A 20877-nucleotide genomic window follows, 5' to 3' on the forward strand; every position below is an offset into this window, starting at 1 on the left:
GAATGCTGGACCTGGATCGTCACCGCCGACCACACCCAGCTCCGCCTCCTCCGCCATGCCGCCGTCGACTTGCGGGGACCGTGGGAGAAGCCGGCGAGCCCGGACGGCTCACCCCGGTCCGGGTCCGCCGGGGGTTCAGAAACCTCCGCCCGCACCTGCTCTGTCCGGCCTGTGCGCCGAAACCCGCAACTCCCGTCCCTGGAGGGCCACTTGGCTCGAAGAACCGGCGACCCGACACCCACTACGACGTGGGCAAAACCGTGGAACGACCAGAAAGCATCACGGAACGAAACAGACCTGGATAAACGCCAAGCTCAAGGGCTGTCCGCAGGCACTCGCCGTACAGGTGTGACCAGAGTCACACCCTCGGCGGCTAATTGTGTTGTCTCTTCAGGGGGTGTGGCGCCGCCGATAGGTGAAACCGTTTTTTGTCCATCGGGAGGAAAGTGCACCATGTCCGGCAAGATCACTGCTCAAGTGCCACATCTGCCGTCTCGAAGCCGCACGCGCAGGCGGGACAACGTGCCAGCCCTCGCGGAGCCAAGGCGGACTCCGCGGGCACTCCGCTCCACCAGCCCCGACGTGCTGGAAAGCCTGACAAAGGCGCTCAAAAACCTTGCCGCTGGCAGAACCGTGCTCGTCGATCTATCAGAAGAGCAGGTTGTCAGGTACTCCGAAAGTCTGCTCGCCGACATGCTTTCGACCGCGTTCCCCGGCGTGGAGGCATCGGAAGCGGTAGAAGGCCTCTCCTTCAAGAAGGTGCAGGTCGGGGTCTACGCCGTACGTGCCCGAGGCACTGTAACGATCCACCCCTTCATGGACCTGCCAAACCTCCGGTCGGCGATGGCATCACATCTCAAGCACGTCGCCTTGAAGGTCGAGTTCGTCGCTCAGATGCGACTGACGTCAGATGGCCGATCCCATGGGAACCTCTCGGTGGCCTGTATCCACTTCGACACCATCACAGCACTGAAAGCTCGTGAAGCGGCCATCCAAGGCAAGGTCGAGCCTGTAGCCGATCTTGCCTCTCTCGTGCTGGGGCTGCACCATTCAAAGCAGTGGACTGAAGCGCTGTCCACCGCCTTGCTGGGTAGCTGGACAGAGCCACTGCTGAGCGACACCGGCAACAGTCGTTCGGCCATGAAGCGTCTAAAGACAGAAGCCCGCATCATTCACTCGCAGCTCACTCCCTTATGGCGGCATGAAACGAGCGGCTCGCGTCTTCTGCTGCTCGACGCACCCATGGGGAAATACACGTCTCTCTACGACCTGGTGGCCGTCGGCTCGGACGGGGAGCCCACCTCGTTCTACGACGGGCCTGATGACGCCCGGCTAGGCGCCCTCCTACGCGCCTTGCAGCCCGAGGAACGCGTCGTGATGCTGGCCCGCGCCTGCCCAGGGGTGGCTTCCTGGGAAGAGGCCGCTCTCCTGGCGGGCGCCACTGACCCAGTCGCCATGGGAAAGCGGGTACGTCGCAAGGTCGACCGCCTCAGAACCCGCCAAAAGGCCCGCGCCGCGGCGGCAGCTCGGCAACAGTCAGCAAGGGCCGCACACGACTCGCCTCGCCTGGCAAGTGGCCCTGAGTCGGGAGGACGAGGTGAATAGCGACCGACAGATCGGCGTGCGTACGGCCGTCCTGCTGCTGGCGGGTGCGATCACTGTCATTGTGGCTGTGCGAAAACCTGAGCTGGGCATGGCCATCGGGATAGGTATCGCCGTGGTCACCCTGCTGGACCTGCTGATGGAGTAGCCAGGAAACGAGGCTGTGCCTGGCGTTTATGCAGCTCTGCTGCTCGCGATGGCTTCCGCGAGGTTCGGTTGGTCCTGTCTCCCGACGGGGTGCTCGCGTGCGCGGTGCTTGTTCTGCATCCCAATTGGCCGGCCGGGGCCCGCGGCGCTGGATTTCGGTGCGCTGGTCGGCTGAGGTGCTTTCGCGTGTGGGCGGCGAAATCCTCGACGGACACGCGCGGGTGCGAGGCACTCTTGGCGGGCGGGCCGTTCCCATGGGTCGCGGAGGTCTTCTGCGACGGGTCGGGCAAGGCGGAGCTGAGTGTGGGCTGCGATGACGACCCAGGTCCAGTGGTCGGCGCCGGCCGGCTCACGGAGTTTGGGAGCGGTCCACCCCAACGTCTGCTTGAGCATTCTGAAGGTGTGCTTCGAGGTCGAATCTGCGCAGGAATGCCCGCCAGAGCCTGTCCACGTCGTCGGCCGTGGCGGCGGTGCCTGACCACCACAGCCAGACCCGTCTGGGGCTGCGGTCTCCACGGAGGTGGTCGACCTGAAGATGCACGACGGTGCCTTCGATGGCCGGCAGCTCTCCTTCGGGGTGGTCGGCCCAGGCCGAGCGCCGAACCAGTAGCGGGTGCAGGCGATCCCAGGCACTGGCAACCGCCCATAGTGGGTGGTGTCGGACACGGTGGTGGCCGACGGGGTCGGCTCAATGGCTGCGGCCTCCTGTGGCAGAACAGCCGGTTCGGGCTGGTATTCGCGTCCGGCCGCAGCCAGTTGCTCACGTCGACGGCCAGGACCAGCCGCCCCTCCGATGTGCGGGGAAGTGGCAACCCTGCCAGCGTTCTGCGCAGCCGTGCCACATCCGGATCGCCGCGGTTCAGGCCGCCGTACAAGGCGCCGTGCCCGCGCCGATGCTCGGGCTCCAACGACAACTCGGCCACCGTCCTCACCGGACCATCCGCGGAAAGCAGGGCGTCACTCAGACGGAGCACAGGATCAAGCGAAGGCCGCTCCTACGTCCGGAACTTAGGCAAAACCATCATCAAGTTCGAGGCCGTGTTCGACGGCAGACCATAAACGTCAAGCCTAGGGCTCGCAGAGAATCAGCATGCTGATTTGGTCTGCGTGGGGCTGCTGTTCGCGAGGAACGCGGGGACGAGAGGACTTGGGCGAGCAGGTCTCGGGTGCCGAGTTCGCGCAGGTAGAGCACGGGGGCCAGGACTCTGTCAGCGGTGGTCAGCTTGTCCTTGGCCCCAGCGCCGCGAGCACAGATGCGCTCACCTCCTCGATGCTGGTGTCGCCCTTGCTCGCGTAACTCATCGTGTCTAGTGGTGAGTTTGTCGACAAGCTCCTCCCATGCCGGGCTGCGGGGCGGGGGCGGCTGATCGCGGGTTCTTGGCCGCATCCCATCGGCTGTGGTGTCGAGAAGTCGAGGGTGAAGGGTGTAGTTCCAAGGACGTCGATGCGTCGATCTTGTCGCGGTGGTTCGGCGAGCCTGGCCCGGTGAGCCGCGAAGTCGTATCCGTCCGCGTAGCGCTTGACAAGTTCGCGCAGGTAACCGAACCCGATGCGGAGGGGCCACCCGGCGTTCTCGTGGTCATCCGGGCTAGCGAGTCGCGCGGGCCCGAGCGCGCAGGCCTTCCACCGATGCCGGATCGTTCTGCGGAACGAAGTCGGTCACAGCCGTCGTGTGTTTGCTCATGAGAGGAGCCTTCAGACGCCATCGCATCGATCTGAATTTTCCTCTCGGCGGTGTCTTCGGAGACGAGGAAACGCGCTGACCGGGACAGCCCTCAGGCGCGCGAGACCCGGCCTGACCTCGCGCGCCAGTCGGGCGCCGACGACAGGTTCAGGAATCGCTGAACTTGTCCGCCAGGCCCTTCTCCAGGTAGTCGTCCGGCAGGTCATGGATGACCAACTCGGCGTCGGTGCGCTCGGCGTGCAGCCGCCAGTACGCGTCGGCCATCGTCTCGGGCTGGGAGTCGTGGCCGCCCTGGCCGATGAAGGCGGCGATCGCCACATGCGCGGCGTAGACGCCGGTACCGGAGAGCGCAGCATGCAGATTGAGGATCCAGTTACGCATCCCACCGGTGGCGATCTGAACGTTTGCCACGTGTGGCGCGATCATCGGTCCCGAACCCGCGCCACTGCTGACCAGGACCGTTCCGGTGCCGCGTTCGAGCATGCCGGGCAGGACGTGCTGCACCGCTGCCACGCCACCGAGCAGGTAGAGATCCAGCTGGGCCAGAACCGCGTCGACGGTGACCTTCGTGGCTTCGACGAGCGGCGCCCGACGCAGGTCAGCCGGGGCCGGCGCGGGGGAGTACTCAAGCACGTCGATCGGCCCCAGGCGTTCCTCTGCGGCGGCCAGCGCCGCATGCAGGGCAGGCCGATCGGTTACGTCGGCCGGGAAGACCCCGACCCGGGTGCCCGTATCGGCCAGATCGTCGGCCACCTTCTGCAGCGTCGTACGGTTGCGGGCGATCAGCGCCACGTCGAACCCCTCGGCGGCGAACCGCCGACTGATCGCCTGACCCAGTTGTGGGCCCGCTCCAACGACCGCGATCGTGCTCAATTCGCCACCTCGTTACCATCGTTCTTGTTCTGCTTCGCATGGCAACCATAGAAAGGGCTCCGTCCCGGCGGCTTGGACCGGCGCGACAGCCCGAACGGAAGATTCGCGACACCAATGAACGGCAATTTGTCGGTGATCCTTAGCGGTGCGAACGCATTCAGCGACTTCGCACGTGAGTGGCAGACCCGGATGGGCGAGACCTTTGCTCTGGCATCCTTCGACAGGAGTACCGTCGCCGGCTTCGCGGTCAGATCGCGCGGTTTTCGAGTACGGGACGTGCTGTTCAACCGCTTCGAGAACGCGGCCGTACTGCGGACGGCGGGCCAGCGTGTCGGAACCGAAGATCACGTACGACTGTGGATTGTCCACCGGGGTGCCTGGCGGTTCGGAGAACCGGGAGGGATCGAGCACACGACACCGGCCGGCCGCTTACTGCTCCAGACGGGAGAGCTGTCCCACTTCTCTGCGGCGCCAGGCACCACGGGCCAGGTGCTCGTACTGCCTGCCGCGGAGATTCGGCGCGGCCGGGGCCGGCCGGTCACTGGTTTGGCCGACACGGCCGAGGTACGGTTACTGACCGCACACGCCACCCTGGTGAGCCGCATGTTGGACGGTCTCGGCCCCGCCGGGATCAATGCCACCCGCGACACCCTGGCCGAGTTGGCCCGGGCTGCTGCCGGAGGCGGCCTGGATGACGTGGAGCCCCTGCTGTCGCCGGCACTGGCCCAGGCCGCTCGGGACCTAGCCGACCGGCGGCTCACCGACCCCGCTCTCTCCGCTGCGGCTCTCGCGCGGAAACTGAACGTCTCCGCGCGTACCCTCCAGCGGGCCTTCGCCAATGAGGGCCAGTCACTGAGCGCCTACATCCGGGAGCGGCGACTCGACGAGGCGCGCCGCGCGCTCATCACACCGCACCGGCGTATGTCCATCACAGAGATCGCCGCCCGCTGGCAGTTTGCCGACAGTGGCCACTTTGCCCGTGCCTTCCGTAAGCGCTACGACCAGACTCCAACCGACTACGCCGCGACCGTCACTTGTGAATCGGACGTCCCCGGTTTGAGGACTCGCGACCGCTCTGTGATGGAAAGGGCGACCAGAGCCTCGACCCCGTAGAGACGGGGCCGAGGTCTTCCGTGGGAGAAGCAAGTCAGTCCTTTCCGCGACCAGTTCGTAGGAGCGGGCCCGAGTCTTCGCATCCGTGATCGGCCTGCACGCCATGAGTACGCCGGAATCGAAGGAGTTGACCAGGTCTTTCAGCTGTGCCTGGATGGATTCCTGATTGCCCTGGATGCGGTACTTACGTATTTCGCTCACGGCTGCTTCTTCCTCAGCTGTGAACACGTGGCCGGCTGCGGAGCGGACGTCGTGCCACGGCCCCTCACGCCTAACCTGTTCCCGAAATGCCCTGCTGGATCTGTAGGGGCCGTACCAGCGTCCCAGCGTCGGCATCGGTCTTCGCGCAGATGACTGCGCTGAACACCACATCGGGTGCCTGACTCCATACGGCAGGACGGGAACACTCGCGGTAGAGGTCCACTGTCTCGAATCGCCCTGCGGCCAGATGCGGTAGGCGAATGCCGAGGTGAGTCCTAGAACGGCAGGCAGCGTTGCGCCCGCGATGCTGGAGGCAAGGAGCTACGGTTCAATGACAACATCCGAAGCACACGATGACTCCGAGGTCCAAGGCGAGGTCGTTCCCGAGACGACGTCGCCGACCGGAGGGATTGCATCGTGCAACAACTATCGAGGACGCTTCGTACGCGGATCGGACTGCGGGGGTTTTGGCTCGCCTCTCCGCCGCCGGCCTGACGACCAGCCCGATGAGGACCGGGCAGGCCAACGCTGGGTACGGTTCGTGCAACACGACCTTCTCGTCAACGCAACGTCTGTCGACGCCGACCTCCGCGGCCGAGATCGGCGTCGACTGCCTTGCTGACGAATACCCCGGTATCGCACGAGCCCCACGAGCTTGCGGAGCGGTTACGGGGCGCGCTCGTTGGTGGAGGAGGATGCGTCATGTCGTCCCGTCGTGTCGGCTCGCCAGGCCACGAATAAGGGAAACAAAATGGCGTGACGTGCGAGCTGTAGCTCATACCGTCGAAGCTGTTGATCAGTGACGACCCGTCAGTCATGGCTCGGCCCAGGACAGCCAGTTCCTCAGTGGAGAGCCCATCGTTCGCTCCGAGCACCGGTGTCAGGACGTCGACCCATGACGCGTGGGCGAATTCGCGGATGCGGCACACGGCAGTGCTCACGGCCTCGGCGTCCTTCTGCGGTCCCACGCTGATCGCCAGCAGAAGGCGAAGGTAGCCGTGCCGCTCGTCGAGAGAGGCACATGCGGGCCCCCTGAGTCGGTGACATGGACGCAGTGTGCGCCGTAGGACGCCATCAGCTTGGCCTGGCGGGAGAGTACGGCCGGTTCGCCATGAGAGACATCAAGAGGAAACCGGCGACATCCATGCCGAGCTGCCGTGCGGCCGTGATGTGCTGGGCGGCGATGTCGGCCTCGGTGCAGTGGGTGGCCACCCGGACCGAACGGATGCCAGGTGTGTGGGCCTGTTGAGATGGTGGATGGTGCCAATGCCGGGCAGCAGGAGAGCGGTGGGGATCGCCCTGAGGGTGCCGTCCACGACTGCCTCGATCCACTCCCAGTCGGTGTGGGCCACGACACCGTAGTTGACACTTGACCCGGCGAGACCATCGCCGTGGGCAATCTCGATGTCCGCAACGCCAGAGGCATCCAGCGCGGCGGCCATGGATCGGGCCTGGGCGATGGTGTAACGGCGGCGGACCGCATGCATGCCGTCTCGCAGGGTCACGTCCCGTATGTACAGGGGAGGGGAGACGGTGGTGGTCATCGCGCGGCCCCTTCCAACAGGGGGTGTGCTGCCATGCGCTCTGCGGTGCGCAACGCGGCCGAGGTCATGATGTCGAGGTTTCCGGCGTAGGCCGGAAGATAGTTGGCGGCGCCTTCGACCTCCAGGAACACGGATACCTTCAGTGCTTCGCCGGTGCAGTCCGGAGCCAGGGTGTGCAACGGTTCACCGGGCCTCTCGTCGATGTTGGCTCGGGTACCGGGACCCGCGGAGCGGGAAGAGACGGACGCGACGATCTCTCCGTAGTGGACCGGGGAGACCTGGTTGATCGCTCCGACCACAGGAATGGTGGCCCGCCCGCCGCAAGTGACCATGTTGACGTTCGGAACGTCGAGGTGACTGTCCCCGTTGACGGGGGAAACGACGTACGGACCGACCGCCGCAGGAGTCAGGTCGATCAGTGTGCGACCCAGCGGACGCAGTTCCTCGTCGTGGTGGCGCTGGGCGCCGGCCGACGTCGCAGCGAATACGTACTGGACGTCCGCGAACTCGTCCATCGCCATCAGCCCTTCGACACCCCGGTGTGTGGTGGCCACGTTCAGGCGGCGGGCCCTGGCCAGGCCGTCGGAGTCCGGGTCGACCCCGGCCATCGCGGCGATCTCCAGCGTCTCGGAGAGTCGAAGGATTTTGATCACGAGGTCGGTGCCGATGTTCCCGGACCCGATGACGGCGACCTTGGTACGGCGTTTAGGGACGTCGGTCGCTGCTCGTTGCTTCGGTCGCATCCGGAGCGAAGCGGACGAGGACGCCGCCCAGGCCCGAAATGTCCGCCTCGAACGTGTCACCTGCCTGAGCGGGCACCATGGGGCCGAGCGCCCCGGTCAGTACGACGTCACCTGCCCGCAACGGATCGCCGAGCCCGGCGAGCACCGAGGCCAGCCAGACAGTAGCGTTGAGCGGGCTGCCGAGACAGGCGGCGCCAGTGCCCTCGGACACCACTGCGCCGTCCCGGGACATCGACATCTCCACAGCCCGTAGGTCCACCTGGGTCAGAGGTACGGGGGTGCCGCCCAGGACGTACAGACCGCATGAGGCGTTGTCCGCGACAGTGTCGACGATCGAGATGTCCCAGTCGGCAATCCTGCTGTCCACGATCTCCAGGGCGGGCAGCGCGAAGTCGACCGCACGCAGCACGTCGACGAGCGTGCACACGCGCTGCGGCAGGTCACGCCCAAGCACCAACGCGACCTCAGCTTCCACTTTCGGTTGAAGCAGCGCTCCGCTCGGTACCGTACCGCCCTGCGGCACTTCCATGTCGGCGAACAGTGCCCCGAAGTCCGGTTGATCCACGCCGAGTTGAGACTGCACCGCCGCCGAGGTCAGACCGATCTTGCGGCCGACAATCCGGCGGCCCGTGGCCTGGCCACGCTGGATGTTCAGGCGCTGGACGGCATACGCGCTCTCGATGTCGGTGTCACCGAGGAGCGAGCGCACCGGCGGGCAGGCGGCACCCGAGCGGGCGGCGTCGAGCAGCGCGTCTGCAGCCTTGACGATTTCTGCTGTAACGGCCTCGGCTGGTGCGGTTGATGACACGGGTGTCCTCCACGGGGCTGCGAACGAGGGTCTCCCCGCGTTCTGCTACGTAACAGATAGTGAGCCAGGTATAGACACGAGACACCTGCGAGACAATCTTTGTTCCATGACGCGGAACAGTGCGGGCGGGAATATGCTGGAAAAATCAGCTCTTATTCTGAATAGTTTTTTGCCCGATGGTGGTCCGTACCGCCTCTCGGAACTAGTGGCGAGAACGGGCCTGTCCAAACCGACCGCACACCGGCTCACCGCGGACCTCACACGCCTCGGCTGGCTTGAGCGCACCGGTGCTCATTACCGGCTCGGTGCGAAACTCTTCGAACTGGGGGCGCTGGTGCCACGGCGCCGCGACCTGCGAGAGACTGCACTGCCCTTTCTGCAGGATCTCTTCGAAGCCACCCATGAGATTGTCCACCTGGGCGTTCGCGAGGGGCTCGACGTGGTCTACCTGGAACGCATCCACGGCCATAACGCCATATGGCTGCCCTCCCGCATCGGTGGCAGCCTCCCGCTGACTTGCACCGGTGTGGGCAAAGCCTTGCTCGCTTTTTCCGATGCCGAACTGACCGAGCGGGTGCTCTCCCAGCCACTGCCAAGGCTCACCCCGTACACGATCACTGATCCGGAACAGCTGCGTACCTCCTTGGAGCAGACTCAGGTCTCCGGCCTCGCGTACGAGGAACAGGAGGCTGCCAAAGGCGTTAGCTGCATCGCCGCTCCGGTCTTCGTGGCTGGTACCGCGGTTGCTGCCCTGTCCGTGGCGGTCCCCAGGGCGAGGTTCCGCCCCGCCCAGCTGGCCCCGGCGGTACGAACGGCTGCACTGGGGCTCTCGCGCGCATTGCGTGGCGGGACGAGGTGATTCGCCTGGTCGACCTGCTGCGGCTTCTGTGGCAACCCGGCGCCCTGTGATGCACCGCATCTGACGCCGCGCGCTGTTCCGTCGGGAACTACGGGGGAGCCCTTAGTCTTCTGAGCCCAAGAGCTCCGTAGGCAGATGCCGGTCCCGGCAAGCACGTGATGTCGGCGGAGGGCCTCGCCGCACGTGGGGGAACGACGCACAACTGCGTCGGCCGAACAGTCGCGGGCGAAGCGGGCGAGGCCATCGCCGATGTGGCAGCAGAGTTCCTGCACGCGCCGGGAACGAGTCGTTCGCCTGCGCGCTCAGCGGCATTCGGTTCGGCGGCGTTTTCCGTATAGTGGCGAATTGCCCCGGACTTGTTCCAGGAGTACGAGCATCTGGACGTTCCCCGGGTGCTCTTGTCGGATAGGGGCGATGATGCCGGCCGAGCCGTCGTCGCTCCAGACCGCGTCCCCCCTCTACGGGTGACTTGACCTGCTGTGACTTGGGCACCGGACGTAGCCCACGCCGGTCTCTTCCAGCATCCGCCGGAAGTGCCACCCCCGTCTGTAAGCGGCATCGGCGGTCACCCAGGCGATCGGCAGTGCAGAGTTCAGTGCCCGCCGGACCATGGCACGGGCAAGTTTCGGCTTGAACGCGAAAGACTTGCCCTCCGGGATCCGGGCGGCGCGACACCGATCGGCATCCTCTGTCCAGGACTTGGGCAGGTAGAGCTCGCGGTCCACCAGGGCCCGGCCCTTGGCAGAGGTGTAGGCGGCGAACACTGGCAGTTCTCCGTGCGGCCGGCGGTGCCGGAATACTGCCTCTGCACCCCGGCGGAAACGGTGCCTTTCTTGCGGAAGCCGGTGTCGTCCACGATCAGGACACCGTCCGGCTGCCCGAGCCGCTCCGTCACGTAGTCCCCCCAGCTGATCCGGGTCCTGCCGGCACCACGACAGCAGTCGCTGCAGCCCATACAGGGTGTCATTGCCTACGCGCTCGGCTATCTGCCAGCTGTTCTTGCGGCCCACAGGGCCCAGCAGGCCACGCACGTAGTCCCGCATCCGCCACCGCGGCTCGACGCGGCCGAACCGCTCGTCCACCCGCAGCAGCAACGATTCCAACTCGGCTTCCCACGAACCGACTTCGTTGTCGCTTTCCATGTCCACAACTGGTTCAACACGCCCCGATCGAGCGAGTCACGAACCACCACCACCGAGCTCGGCTACGGGAAGCAACAGCTTGTTCATGTGAGCCCTTAGCGAGCCGTGGTGGGACCGTGGACATCACTGGCGTTGTCGAGGCCGGCCTTGCGGTTGAAGTTGCCGCTGAGGTGTGCCACTCGCTTGCGGGTCAAGACCCGTGACACGTAAGTGGTCGCGCGATCGGAGAAGCCTCCGGGGAAGGAGACCGTGCGTTAGCGTGTGAAGTCATCAAGCGACTTGGCAGCAATGCGCTCGGGGGTGACGGCCTTGGGGTTCATACCCGCCGTGGTGCCGTCGAAGAAGCCTGTCTTGACCGGGCCCGGGTGGACGGCCATCACACGCAGGTCGGTGTCGCGGAGTTCTTCGGCGAGGGCCTCGGTGAATGAGAGTACGAACGCCTTTGTCGCACCGTAACTGGCCTGGAAAGGCATCGGCTGGAAGCCGGCCACCGAGGAGATGTTGATGATCCCGCCGCGGCCCCGCTCAAGCATGCCGACGCCGATGCTGTGCACCAGGCCCATCAGCGTGGTGATGTTCAGGTCGACGGAGTCGACATTGGGTCCGAGCGGTCGCGTGAGGAACGGGCCCACAGCACTCATGCCGGCATTGTTGATCAGCAGATCCACCTCGATGCCTCGTTTGGTCAGGGTGTCCGCTACAGCCTGCGGCGCACCGCGGTCGAGCAGGTCAGCGGCAACCACCTCTACACGGACGTTGTGGGCGGACCTCAGCTGCGACGCGAGCGCCTCAAGGACGCTCGCGGAGCGGGCGACCAGGACGAGGTCGGCGCCGCGCGATGCCAGCTGCTGGGCGTAGGAGGCTCCGATCCCTTTCGAAGCGCCGGTGACCAGAGCAGTAGTTCCGGTATAGGAGGTCATGGGATTTCGGGTCCTTTCATGCAGTCATGTACTTCTGCACTGTTTCCAGATCGAAAACAGGCCGGTCTTCGGAGCGGCCCGGTGAATCATGGGGAGCTGGCAGGAGAGCGCGATGAGCAGGTCGTGCCCTCGGGCGAACGCGGCGTTGAGCGGGTCGTGTGTGCCGCCGTCCATGTAGCGCCGACCGCAGATCCAGATGACCGGCAGTACGAGAGGGAGAGCGCAACTCGCCGCGACTGCGCGGGGCAGGGAAATTTCCGAGCCGCTGTCGAAGATGTGGATGTCACCCGAGTCGGCATGCGTGGCTGTACACGCGAAGGTGTCCGGCCAGTCGCTGCCCACTAAGCAGTGGAGGAGCGTGACCGTCTCCTCGGCGAACGTATTGTCGCCTTGGCCGCGAGAGCACCCAGGGCGCGGCTGGGCCTCTACCAGCGCGTCGAGGACCTTCGGTGTTACTCCCGAGCCTGGCGGCTGCATGAGCATGCAACGTCCTGACCACGTCCTCCGCTCCTCAGGCGGCGCACCACGCACCGGCGACCGAGCCTGAGATGGTGCCGATCACCAGTTCGCAAGGGAGAAGATCCGGACCGGACGAGAGGCCGGTCAGGCAGCACGCGCGCCGGACGGGTAAGCATGACGGCGTCGCGGCCGGGGGGTGTAGCGGGTTCAAAGTTTCGCGTGGTCACAGCTTTCGCAGTGACTTCAGCGGGCATGCCATTCGTCGTGAACGGGGCCGAGTTGGCGATGACCATCCGTGTGAGGGGCACAGCGCCGGTCCTTGCCGGCGGTCATAGTGGTGACAATTCGATCCGCAGTGACAGTTCCGTCCACCGCCATGTCACTTTTGAGGCAGCCCGGAGCGACCACGATCACCTCGACGCCCTGTAGTGCCAGTTCTCTCACGCCGCACCGGAGATCGCGGATGGGCGCCAGTTTGCGCGGCGGCCCGGCCCATCTCTCTGGAGGCAAAAAACGACCATAACGCCCCTCGTTCCATCGGACTCACGTGACAACGTCATATGGCCGAGGCTAGAGATCTCATGTGACGATGTCAACCTAGTGGCGTGACGCTGTCACCTGTAACATGGAGGCATGGTCAGTCGCGCAGAGTCCGCCGCCGCTACCCGCCGCGCCCTTCTGGACTCGGCCGCCGAACTGCTCGACGAGGGCGGCCCTGAGGCGGTGACCCTGCGGGACGTCGCCGCACGGGCGGGTGTGAGCCGGGGCGCCCCCTACGGGCACTTCGCCGACAAGGAGAGCTTGCTCGCCGCCGTCGCTGCAGAAGGCTGGGAGCGTCTCAGTAACGAGATCGCAGCACAGTCCGGCACCCCTTCCGAAAGAGTAAGGGGTGCCCTTGCTGCACTGGTCACGATCGGCCGTCGCCACCCCCATCACTACCGACGGATGCTTGGCCCACCGGCCGGCGAAGAACCCGGGAAGCTGATCAGCGCCTCTTGCCGCACCCAAGAGGAATTTCTGGCGATCGTTTCCGAACTCGTCGACGAATGCGACGTCCACCGATACGGGGGCCTGCTCTTCACCGGCGTCAGCGGAATCATCGCCGCGGAACTGAGCGGCCACTTTGAGACTGGGACTTGGCGTACCTCCGCCGACGAACTGGTCGACACCCTTGTGACAATCATCGCCGACGGACGGCTCCAGGCTGAGGGCTGAACGGTGCCGGTACAAGGCAACTGAACTGCTGGCGGTGGTGGATATGCCAAGTCGCCGTCCGCTCCATCCTCGCCGGTTTCGCAACGGCCACTGCCGGAGTGCCGACGGTGCAGCCGAGATGATCGCCGCGTTCCGCTGACCGTTCCGTGTCAGCGGAGTTCGTCTTCATGGGGATGGATCCAGAGGGGGAGGCGGTGGCCCGGTTGGACTCACGTGTCGCGTGGCGGGGCTTCGCCATTTTTGAGGCGGCCGACGCATCTCTCGACGATGTCGCGGTGGTCGGGGTCCGGTCAAAGCTGTGTGACCTGTCGCCGTACGGGACTCAGCTCGGGGCCTCGGTGAAGGCCGGACCGTCGTTCGCCACTTTCCAGCTGTGCCACCGCTCGACCTCGATCCAGGCGCTGATGCGGAGGCGGACCCTGTCGGGGTAGGGGCTGCCCGTAATGTGAAGAGCCATACGGTCGATGTCGCGCAAGCCATCGTCCTCGTACATCTCGGTGACACGGCCGATGAGGGTGAGATGTGTGTACCAGTCGTCACCGTCGAAAACGGTGAGTGTTACGCGGGGGTCGCGACGCAGGTGTTTTATGCGGACCCGGCTCTCGTCGAGGCTGATCAGGATGCGGCCGCCCTCCCACATGTACCCAGTGGCGGTCGAGACGGGTGTGCCGTCCGGACGCAGAGTGGCCATGACCGCTGGGTTCGCATGGCGCAGCATGTCCTGGGCTTCGGGCGGCAGGGGCGTCGTGGGCATACGGATAGCTCCTTCTGCGGCCTCTCAGGGATCGCGCACCTTCCTCGCGACTCCTCGCCCCACCGGCTCAGGGGGTTGTGGCTGACTACCTGATCCGACGGAGACTCTAATGAGACCAAACGTTCTGTCTCGTTAATCATCAGCTCTTTACGCAGCTCCTGTCAACGCGGTCGTTCCGCCCGTCTCGGATGACAGGGCAAGCTAGAACGTTCGGCCTTTATGCATGCCGGTGGCGTGACTACCGTTAACTCGGTGTAGTGAATATTCCGCTTGTGGGAGGTCTGTCGGGCTAGCTCACGAGAGACGGGCTTCCCAGTCGGCAAGGGTGTGAGTGAAGAAGCTGACCAGCAGCAAAGAGCGTTGCCGGCGCAGGGGTTCGGGCAACTGCTACAGGTTGCGCAGGGTGCACCGCTCCACTTCGAACGCGCCGCTGGTCCAGGGGCTGGCCGATTGGTAGCCGACCGCCTCGGCCAGTTGCGGACCAGTGGCCGTCCGGGTGGGGGAGCGGGCGTGCCGGCGCGGCCGGCCCGGTTCGCCGAGAAGCGCGGCCAGCGGAAGCATCAGCGCCTCCACCGGCGTGCGTGGGTCCGTGTCGTGTCCGACCGCGTCCGCTTCTGTAATCGTCCCCTAGCGGAGCGTGTTGGCGTGGCGCATCCGGTGTTCGAAGACCGCCGACGGTAGACCGGCCTTGGAGCCGAAGTGATAGCGCACGGCGCCGGTGTTCCGCTGCCCCGCGACAACGCTGATCTCCCGCAGCGAGGCGCCGTTCACCCCGCGCTCGGCATGCAGCCGTTCGGCGCACTTGACGACGGCCAGGCGAGTTCTGTCGGCACGGGGAGGTGAAGTCGGCCGGGTGCGCTGCTCCAGAGCGGACGACGTCATGTGCGAATCATGGCAGTCGCCCGGGGTCGTCCGGAAGTCGCGCCGAGCCCGAGGTCGCATGAGGACACAGAGCTGCAACATTGCATACATGGACCGCATCTGACCCAAGTGGGTTAATCGAGGGACGGGGTGGCCGCCGTCCCGACCGTCGACGAAATCAGGAGTTCTGCAGATGACCACTTCCGACGAGTCCCGGCTCCGGCAGCTGGGCATCCTCGCCGTGCTTGTCCTGCTCACCGAGACGGCTCCGCTGGAACTGAGTCTGGTGTATCCGGCGGCTCGCTCTCTCGCCGAGTCTTTCGGCAGCGCGGGCGCCGACGCTGTCACGGGCGCGGTGAGCCTGGCGGCGGTGGCGTGCATTCCCCTGTTGGGAAGAGTCGCTGATGTGGTGGGCAAGAAGAGAGTGCTCTTGTGGTCGGGGGCGGTCTTCGCGGTCGGGTCGCTGCTGTGTGCGACGGCCGGATCGCTGCCGTTGGTTTTGCTCGGCCGGGTCCTGCAGGGTGCCGTCGGCGGAGCTCTGGCGGTGGCTTATGCGATCGTCCGGGACACCTTCCCTCGGCACAGGGTGCCGGTTGCTTTGGGCGTGGTGTCCAGCGGGATCGGGATCAGCGGGATCACGGCGCCCTTCCTGGGCGGCGTACTGGTCGACCGCTACGGCTACCGCGGTGTCTTCTGGTTCCTGTTCGCACTGAGCGTGCTGGTGCTGCCGCTCGCGGCGGCGGCACTGCCTGAAGATCGGCATCCGAGCTGCGGAACGGCTGCTCGACGTCGACAGCTAGATGTCCCCGGGGGACTCCTGCTGGGCATGGCCGCCGCATCATTGGTCTGGGGCCTCAGCGCCGGGGTGCGGTCGGGTTGGGCGGCGCCGGGCGCGCTAGCAGCGTTGCCGACGGCACTACTTCTGGCCGTCGGCTTCTGGCGACGTGAGCGCGGCAGATCCGACCCGGCGATCGATCTCGGTCTGCTCGCCACTCCGGCGGTACGGGCCACCCTGCTTACCGCCGCACTCACCACGGCAGGCACCTCAACCGTGGCCTACCTGCTGCCCCAGCTGCTGCAGACCCCGCGCCAGGAAGGACTCGGCTACGCTTTCGGGCTGACCGCGCTGGCCGCGGCGGGCTGGACCTTCACCCAGGGGATCGGGTCGCTCGCAGGAGGCCCCATCGGCGGACTTCTGGCCCGGCGGCGAGGCCCGCGCCGTACGGCACTGGCGGCACAGGCGCTGGTCGCAATCGGGGCGCTCGGCTTCACGGCACTGCCTGGGCAACGCGGTGTCGTCCTGCTCCTCGGGTTGGTCTTCGGCTTCGGTACCGGGCTTGCCTACGTCGCCTTCGCCAACCTCATCACAGAGGCCGTACCCGACGAACGCGCCGCTACAGGTACCGCGTTGATCGCGGTCACCAACCAACTCGGTGCGGCCGCCGGGGCCTCGGTTCTGGCCTCGGTGCGCACTTCCTACCCGGTGGGCCCGAACGGAACGGTCTTCGCCGGTACCGGCTACCAACTGGCTTTCGCTTGCGCCGCGGTCGCCGCGGTGCTGGCCTTGCTGACCACGCTGCGCATGCGGCACGGTCGCACCCCCGCAACCGGCGGCGCTGCCACCCGTCACGCCAGCTCATCCGCGACCGCACACGCGGAAAGCGGAACCACCAAGGAGATGATCTGATTTGACCACCCAGACTGAGCAGCTCGGAGCGGCCTCTTCCGTTCCGTCCTCGCGGTTGATCCGTCCGACCTTGCTCACACGGCAGTTCCGAGCCGACCACGCCGGCGGGCCGTACCAGCACCTTGAGCTAATTCCGCGCTCCCGCTTGATCGGCGCCGAGGTTCGGGGCGTCGACCTAGCCCGGGAACCGGCTCCGGAAGTGCTCGCCGAACTCAAGCGTGCGCTGCTGGAGTGGAAGGTGTTGTTCTTCCACGGTCAGCAGCTCACAGCTCGTGAACATGCCAGCTTGGCCCGGCACTGGGGTGAACTGGAGGACCACCCTTTCCTGCCCAAGGCCGAGATCCCCGAGGTGGTCCGGCTCGAACACGACGCGTCACGCCCCGGAACCGAGAACATCTGGCACAGTGACGTCAGCTTCAGTGTGACCCCACCCATGGGCTCCGTACTGCGCGCTATCAAGGTTCCCGAACTCGGCGGTGACACGTTGTGGGCTGACATGTCCGCGGCCTACGAGGGGCTTCCTGTGGAAGTCAGGGATCGTATCGACGGGTTGACCGCGATCCACGAGATTCCGCTGTTGTCCGACGAAGCTGATGGCGAAGTGGCGCAGAACATACGCGCGGCGCGGGCCCGGAGTCGGCCCGTGGAGCACCCAGTGGTGCGCACCCACCCTGAGACCGGTAAGAAACTCCTCTACGTGAATGCGGTGTTTACCAGCTCCATCGTCGGTCTCACGGAGAAGGACAGCAGGGACCTGCTCGACCTGCTCTTCCGCCAGGCGGCGCACCCCGAGTACCAGATCCGTTTCCGATGGGAGCCCGGGGCTGTCGCCTTCTGGGACAACCGGGCCACACAGCACTACGCGGTCAGTGACTACTACCCCGACTTCCGGCTCATGGAAAGGGTCACCATCATCGGCGACCGCCCGTACTAGGGTCCATTGCCGGCTGACACCCGCTCTGGCCCGATCAACGGGTTTCGTACGATCCCGGAGTCCCCTCCGCTGACGGGGCGGGCGGTAGGCGGCGGGGGTGCGTGAGGCGCATACGCGCGCGCACGCGCCACCCCGTGCGGTGTCTGTGGATGCGCAGGTCGTGAGTGACGGCGTCGACGATGGCCAGCCCACGGCCGTACTCGTCCGGGTCACTGCGTGAGGCGGAAGCGGTGGCCGTGCCGTGGTCGACAACTGTGATCTCCAGCAGGCGCCCCGTGACAGCGATGGCCAGGGTCATCTCATCACGCCCGTGAACGGCAGCATTGCTGAGCAGTTCACTGGTCACGAGTTCCGCCGTACTCAGTTCGTCCTCGCTCGTTGTGCACGTCGCGAGCAGAGAGGAAGCCTGCTTCCTGAGGTGCCGCGCGGAGGCGGCCTGGGCCGGTGCCGTGACGCAGATGCTGGAAGCTCCGGTCAGGGCTGAGTCGGGGTGCGGGGGTGACTCGGGGGAGATGTCGTCGAAGTACATGACTGGGTTCCAGACGTCGGTTTGCCGACCGGCCAGCAGTACGCCGTCAATGACGTCGCGTGAGCTGATGAAGCCTTTTCTGGTGCATGCTCCGAGGGGAGAGGGCGTTTCCTTCGGGCAGGCATCCTATCCACTATCCCGTAATTCTATAGTATAGCGTACTGGTCCCATGATTTCTCTGCAAGCCACCAGCGGGTGCGGTCGGTGGTGTCGTCGCCGCTAAGGACGATCCCGAGGGGCGGCCGCGACCGTCGCACGCCGGATGGACTCTGGTGCTCAGCCCTCCGCGGGATCGAGCGTGGTGATCACTCGCTTCGTCCCGGTCGGCTGTCCCCTTTTTTTGCCGCCTGTGACGTGCTGACGAGCCCGCACGATCGTGGAGTCGACCGACACCGGCCAGTCGATGTCCCCGGCCACGTCCTTCTGCGCCTGGATCGCCTGCAGCATGCGCGAGAACGTGCCGCCTACCGCCCACCTGCGGAGATGGGTGTAGACGGTCCGCCAGGAGCCGTACCGCTGCGGCACATCACGCCAGGCCGAACCGGTGCGCAGCTTCCACGCAATCCCGTTCAGCGCCACGCTGTCACCCGGCCGGTACGGTCAAACTTCTTCCCCGTCGTGCTTCACCAGTGCACGCTCGGACGCGGCTCTGACGTGGGAGAGCATCGCCTCCGCGGCGGCGGAGGGGTCACCTGAGGCAAGTGCGTCCAAGATGCCTTGGTGCTCGTCCGCCGCCTGCCCTGCATACGCGTGCCCGGCCTTCATGAACAACCGGAACCGCTGTACGTGGCCGCTGAGAGCGTGGAAGGCGCCTTCTAGGAAGAGGTTGTCGGCCTGAGCCGCGATCAGGTTGTGGAAGCGGGCGTCAGAGGTCCAGTACAGACGAAACGCGTCGGAATCGGTGTCGGCGCTCACGCCCGAACGGGAGAGTTCATCGATGGTGACGGCGAGATCCGCCAGGAACTCCGGGGTGCGCCGCAATGCGCTCTCGGCGGCGATCGCCGGCTCGATCAGTTCACGGGCGGCGGCGAGTTTGGTCATTTCACGTTTTGTGAACACGGGCGCCACGAAATAGCCACGTAGCGCCTCGCGCTGCACGAGCCCCGAGTGCTCCAGGCGGGCGAGGGCTTCGCGAAGGGGGGTCTGGCTGACCTCCAGCTCACGGCTGAGCGCTCCGATGTTGAGCGGCTCTCCCGGTTTCCGCCTGCCGTCCATCAGCTGTGTGAGCAGTACCTCGTACATTTGGTCTGCCAGGGGGAGCTTCGGCAAGGCGTTTCTCCAGCGGTATCGTCGACGAACTCATGGAGTGACCCTGCTCGGCTCGCGGGTGACGCTGCGACAGTGCAGGGCACACACCAGAACTATATGATGCCTCATATAGTACGTAGCCCCATGGGGGCGGCATACGAATTCGGGCAGTCTCCTTTGTGTATCAGCCACCAAGCGTGTCGGAGACGGCAGCGGCGGTGGCCAGGAGCGCCCCGTCCCGCCCGGGGCTGGAGAACAGCTGGATGCCCCAAGGAGCGGGGCCGTCCTGTCCTCCGGGCAACGAGATCGCGGGTGCGCCGAGCAGGTTCTGCAGTCGCGTGTTGCGCATGAGCATGCGCCTCACATCGGGCAGCGCCCCCTCCTCGGTGCTCGGCCCGGTGATCGGGATCGTCGCGTTCACCAGAGCGTCGAAGGGGTCAGCCAGTGCCGACATCTGCTCGCGCACCCTGTCTACCTCGCGCCAAGCCTCCTCGTACCGCTCGCGCGGGATGCGTGCGCCGTCTTCGAGGCGTTCGCGCACGTCGCTACCGAGAAGCTCGGGGACCTTCTCCAGCCTCTCCCGATTCACGCGGTACGCCTCGTAGGCCATGATCGTGGTGGATACGTCCATGACGTCGAAGCCGCCCGGCGGCGTGACGGACTCGATCTGCCATCCGCCGTCCGACAGCGCGTCGAGGGCGCTCCTGAGCGCCGTCGCGATCGCCGGATCGACAGTCAGACCGGGCTCGTCGAAGACGGCGAGGCGGCGTGTGGTGCTGACCCCTTCCGGCGCGAGCGGGATGTGGGCGAACACGTTCATCGCGATACGCAGATCCTGCACCGTGGAGGTCAGGAATCCGAGGTGATCGAGCGTCGGGGCGGTGGGATGAACGCCCTCAGTCGGAAGAAGCCCGTAGCTTGGCTTGAATCCGACGATCCCGCACAGGGTTGCGGGCGCCCGGATGGAGCCTCCGGTGTCGGAGCCGAAAGCTATCGGTGACAAGCCCGCCGCGACGGCTGCCGCGGATCCACTGCTGGAGCCCCCTGGGATGATCCCAGGAAAGCGCGGGTTGCGGGCGCCGCCATCGAAGTCGTTCAGTCCCGACGGGCCGTACGCCAACTCATGCATGCGAGTCGTGCCGAGGACGATCCCGCCGGCGGCGCGCAGCTGCGAAATGATCGGCGCGTCGGACCCGGGGACGATGTCGACGGCACGCGACCCGGCCGACATCTTCTGTCCGCCGATGCCGATGATGTCCTTCACCGCGAAGGGGATGCCGTCGATGGGCGAGAGAGCCCGGCCGGTCCGACGCCGTTCGTCGCTCTCTTCCGCCTGTTGGCGAGCGTCGGAACGGAAGACCTGGACGAACGCGCGGACCGAGTCGACCGTCGCGTCGATCTCACGGAGATAGTGCTCCACCAACTCGACCGCCGAGTATCGGCGGTCTGCGAGGCCGTTGCTCAGCTCTCGTACGGTGTGCGGCGCGGATGGGTCCGAGAGGTTGCTGAATGATTTCACGATCGAGAAGGTACTACACCAGAGCCCCTCCTGCT

Annotated in this window: 19 protein-coding genes and 4 pseudogenes; 7 read left to right on the plus strand and 16 right to left on the minus strand. The window is 65.9% G+C overall.

The genetic code is table 11. From position 1 onward, the window contains the following. The first annotated feature begins 453 nt into the window (after positions 1–453). Together C6Y14_RS44205 and C6Y14_RS44625 are read left to right on the plus strand one after the other, a co-directional pair. Positions 454–1605: a hypothetical protein gene (locus tag C6Y14_RS44205; protein ID WP_159074318.1), complete on the plus strand. Its 1152-nt coding sequence runs from the start codon at positions 454–456 to the stop codon at positions 1603–1605. Then, entirely contained in the window at positions 1598–1750 is a 153-nt protein-coding gene (locus C6Y14_RS44625; RefSeq protein WP_199854868.1) for a hypothetical protein, read from the plus strand. The genes C6Y14_RS44205 and C6Y14_RS44625 overlap by 8 nt, the downstream gene beginning before the upstream one ends. A 26-nt stretch (positions 1751–1776) precedes the next feature. Here the strand turns inward: C6Y14_RS44625 and C6Y14_RS45215 are convergent. The 3 genes and pseudogenes from C6Y14_RS45215 to C6Y14_RS27085 all read right to left on the minus strand — a co-directional run. Next, positions 1777–2729 (minus strand): annotated as a pseudogene (locus tag C6Y14_RS45215) (transposase); the annotation flags it as partial. A gap of 131 nt (positions 2730–2860) precedes the next feature. Next, positions 2861–3184 (minus strand): annotated as a pseudogene (locus C6Y14_RS27080) (ISAzo13 family transposase); the annotation flags it as partial. 396 nt (positions 3185–3580) lie between these two features. Further along, a complete protein-coding gene (locus C6Y14_RS27085) occupies positions 3581–4306 on the minus strand; it encodes an SDR family NAD(P)-dependent oxidoreductase (RefSeq protein WP_107019439.1) in 726 nt (241 codons plus the stop codon). A gap of 114 nt (positions 4307–4420) precedes the next feature. Between C6Y14_RS27085 and C6Y14_RS27090 the strand changes: the two genes are divergently transcribed. After that, on the plus strand, positions 4421–5419 hold the full coding sequence (locus C6Y14_RS27090; protein WP_107019440.1) for a helix-turn-helix domain-containing protein: 999 nt from the start codon (positions 4421–4423) through the stop codon (positions 5417–5419). Between the two features lie 1228 nt (positions 5420–6647). Here C6Y14_RS27090 and C6Y14_RS27100 read toward each other — a convergent pair. The 3 genes and pseudogenes from C6Y14_RS27100 to mhpD form a co-directional block, all read right to left on the minus strand. Further along, positions 6648–7164 (minus strand): annotated as a pseudogene (locus C6Y14_RS27100) (4-hydroxy-2-oxovalerate aldolase); the annotation flags it as partial. Further along, positions 7161–7907 (minus strand): acetylating acetaldehyde dehydrogenase, encoded by a 747-nt coding sequence (locus C6Y14_RS27105; protein WP_107019441.1) that lies wholly within the window; start codon positions 7905–7907, stop codon positions 7161–7163. The gene C6Y14_RS27105 and the pseudogene C6Y14_RS27100, both read right to left, overlap by 4 nt. Next, a complete protein-coding gene (mhpD, locus tag C6Y14_RS27110; RefSeq protein ID WP_199854869.1) occupies positions 7870–8715 on the minus strand; it encodes a 2-keto-4-pentenoate hydratase in 846 nt (281 codons plus the stop codon). Before mhpD ends, C6Y14_RS27105 begins: the two co-directional genes overlap by 38 nt. Positions 8716–8848: 133 nt before the next feature. Between mhpD and C6Y14_RS27115 the strand changes: the two genes are divergently transcribed. Beyond that, positions 8849–9574, plus strand: coding sequence for an IclR family transcriptional regulator (locus tag C6Y14_RS27115; protein ID WP_107019442.1), 726 nt, complete (start codon positions 8849–8851; stop codon positions 9572–9574). A 465-nt stretch (positions 9575–10039) separates the two neighbouring features. Here the strand turns inward: C6Y14_RS27115 and C6Y14_RS27120 are convergent. From C6Y14_RS27120 to C6Y14_RS27130, 3 genes and pseudogenes are all read right to left on the minus strand, one after another. Continuing rightward, positions 10040–10716: pseudogene (locus C6Y14_RS27120) on the minus strand (IS701 family transposase); the annotation flags it as partial. A 254-nt stretch (positions 10717–10970) separates the two neighbouring features. Further along, a complete protein-coding gene (locus C6Y14_RS27125) occupies positions 10971–11636 on the minus strand; it encodes an SDR family NAD(P)-dependent oxidoreductase (protein ID WP_225891303.1) in 666 nt (221 codons plus the stop codon). A 24-nt stretch (positions 11637–11660) separates the two neighbouring features. Continuing rightward, the gene (locus C6Y14_RS27130) at positions 11661–12119 is read right to left on the minus strand and encodes a patatin-like phospholipase family protein (RefSeq protein WP_107019443.1); all 459 of its coding nucleotides are present in this window, start codon (positions 12117–12119) and stop codon (positions 11661–11663) included. Between the two features lie 609 nt (positions 12120–12728). Between C6Y14_RS27130 and C6Y14_RS27135 the strand changes: the two genes are divergently transcribed. Beyond that, on the plus strand, positions 12729–13310 hold the full coding sequence (locus C6Y14_RS27135) for a TetR/AcrR family transcriptional regulator (RefSeq protein ID WP_107019444.1): 582 nt from the start codon (positions 12729–12731) through the stop codon (positions 13308–13310). Positions 13311–13632: 322 nt separating this feature from the next. On the opposite strand, the gene C6Y14_RS27140 is transcribed toward C6Y14_RS27135, so the two are convergent. The 3 genes from C6Y14_RS27140 to C6Y14_RS27150 all read right to left on the minus strand — a co-directional run bounded on the left by C6Y14_RS27140 (position 13633) and on the right by C6Y14_RS27150 (position 14946). Beyond that, positions 13633–14064 carry a PPOX class F420-dependent oxidoreductase gene (locus C6Y14_RS27140; protein WP_107019445.1) on the minus strand — a complete coding sequence of 144 codons (432 nt, stop codon included), beginning with the start codon at positions 14062–14064 and terminating at the stop codon, positions 13633–13635. A gap of 387 nt (positions 14065–14451) precedes the next feature. Beyond that, entirely contained in the window at positions 14452–14625 is a 174-nt protein-coding gene (locus tag C6Y14_RS27145) for a hypothetical protein (protein WP_159074319.1), read from the minus strand. A 66-nt stretch (positions 14626–14691) separates the two neighbouring features. Next, positions 14692–14946 carry a TetR/AcrR family transcriptional regulator gene (locus C6Y14_RS27150; protein ID WP_107019447.1) on the minus strand — a complete coding sequence of 85 codons (255 nt, stop codon included), beginning with the start codon at positions 14944–14946 and terminating at the stop codon, positions 14692–14694. A 172-nt stretch (positions 14947–15118) separates the two neighbouring features. On the opposite strand from C6Y14_RS27150, the gene C6Y14_RS27155 reads away from it, so the two are divergent. Together C6Y14_RS27155 and C6Y14_RS27160 are read left to right on the plus strand one after the other, a co-directional pair. Then, positions 15119–16612, plus strand: a complete 1494-nt coding sequence (locus C6Y14_RS27155) for an MFS transporter (protein ID WP_107019448.1) — start codon at positions 15119–15121, stop codon at positions 16610–16612. A 1-nt stretch (position 16613) separates the two neighbouring features. Further along, positions 16614–17546: a TauD/TfdA dioxygenase family protein gene (locus tag C6Y14_RS27160; protein ID WP_107019449.1), complete on the plus strand. Its 933-nt coding sequence runs from the start codon at positions 16614–16616 to the stop codon at positions 17544–17546. A 34-nt stretch (positions 17547–17580) separates the two neighbouring features. On the opposite strand, the gene C6Y14_RS27165 is transcribed toward C6Y14_RS27160, so the two are convergent. From C6Y14_RS27165 to C6Y14_RS27180, 4 genes are all read right to left on the minus strand, one after another. Further along, complete coding sequence (locus tag C6Y14_RS27165; RefSeq protein WP_107019450.1) at positions 17581–18075, minus strand: ATP-binding protein; 495 nt, start codon at positions 18073–18075, stop codon at positions 17581–17583. A 276-nt stretch (positions 18076–18351) separates the two neighbouring features. Beyond that, positions 18352–18654: a transposase gene (locus tag C6Y14_RS27170; protein ID WP_107019451.1), complete on the minus strand. Its 303-nt coding sequence runs from the start codon at positions 18652–18654 to the stop codon at positions 18352–18354. A 21-nt stretch (positions 18655–18675) separates the two neighbouring features. Continuing rightward, on the minus strand, positions 18676–19317 hold the full coding sequence (locus tag C6Y14_RS27175; RefSeq protein ID WP_107019452.1) for a GntR family transcriptional regulator: 642 nt from the start codon (positions 19315–19317) through the stop codon (positions 18676–18678). Positions 19318–19507: 190 nt separating this feature from the next. Then, a complete protein-coding gene (locus C6Y14_RS27180) occupies positions 19508–20842 on the minus strand; it encodes an amidase (RefSeq protein ID WP_159074320.1) in 1335 nt (444 codons plus the stop codon). Positions 20843–20877 lie beyond the last annotated feature (35 nt).

This window comes from Streptomyces dioscori (assembly GCF_003024195.1).
GTDB lineage: Bacteria > Actinomycetota > Actinomycetes > Streptomycetales > Streptomycetaceae > Streptomyces > Streptomyces dioscori.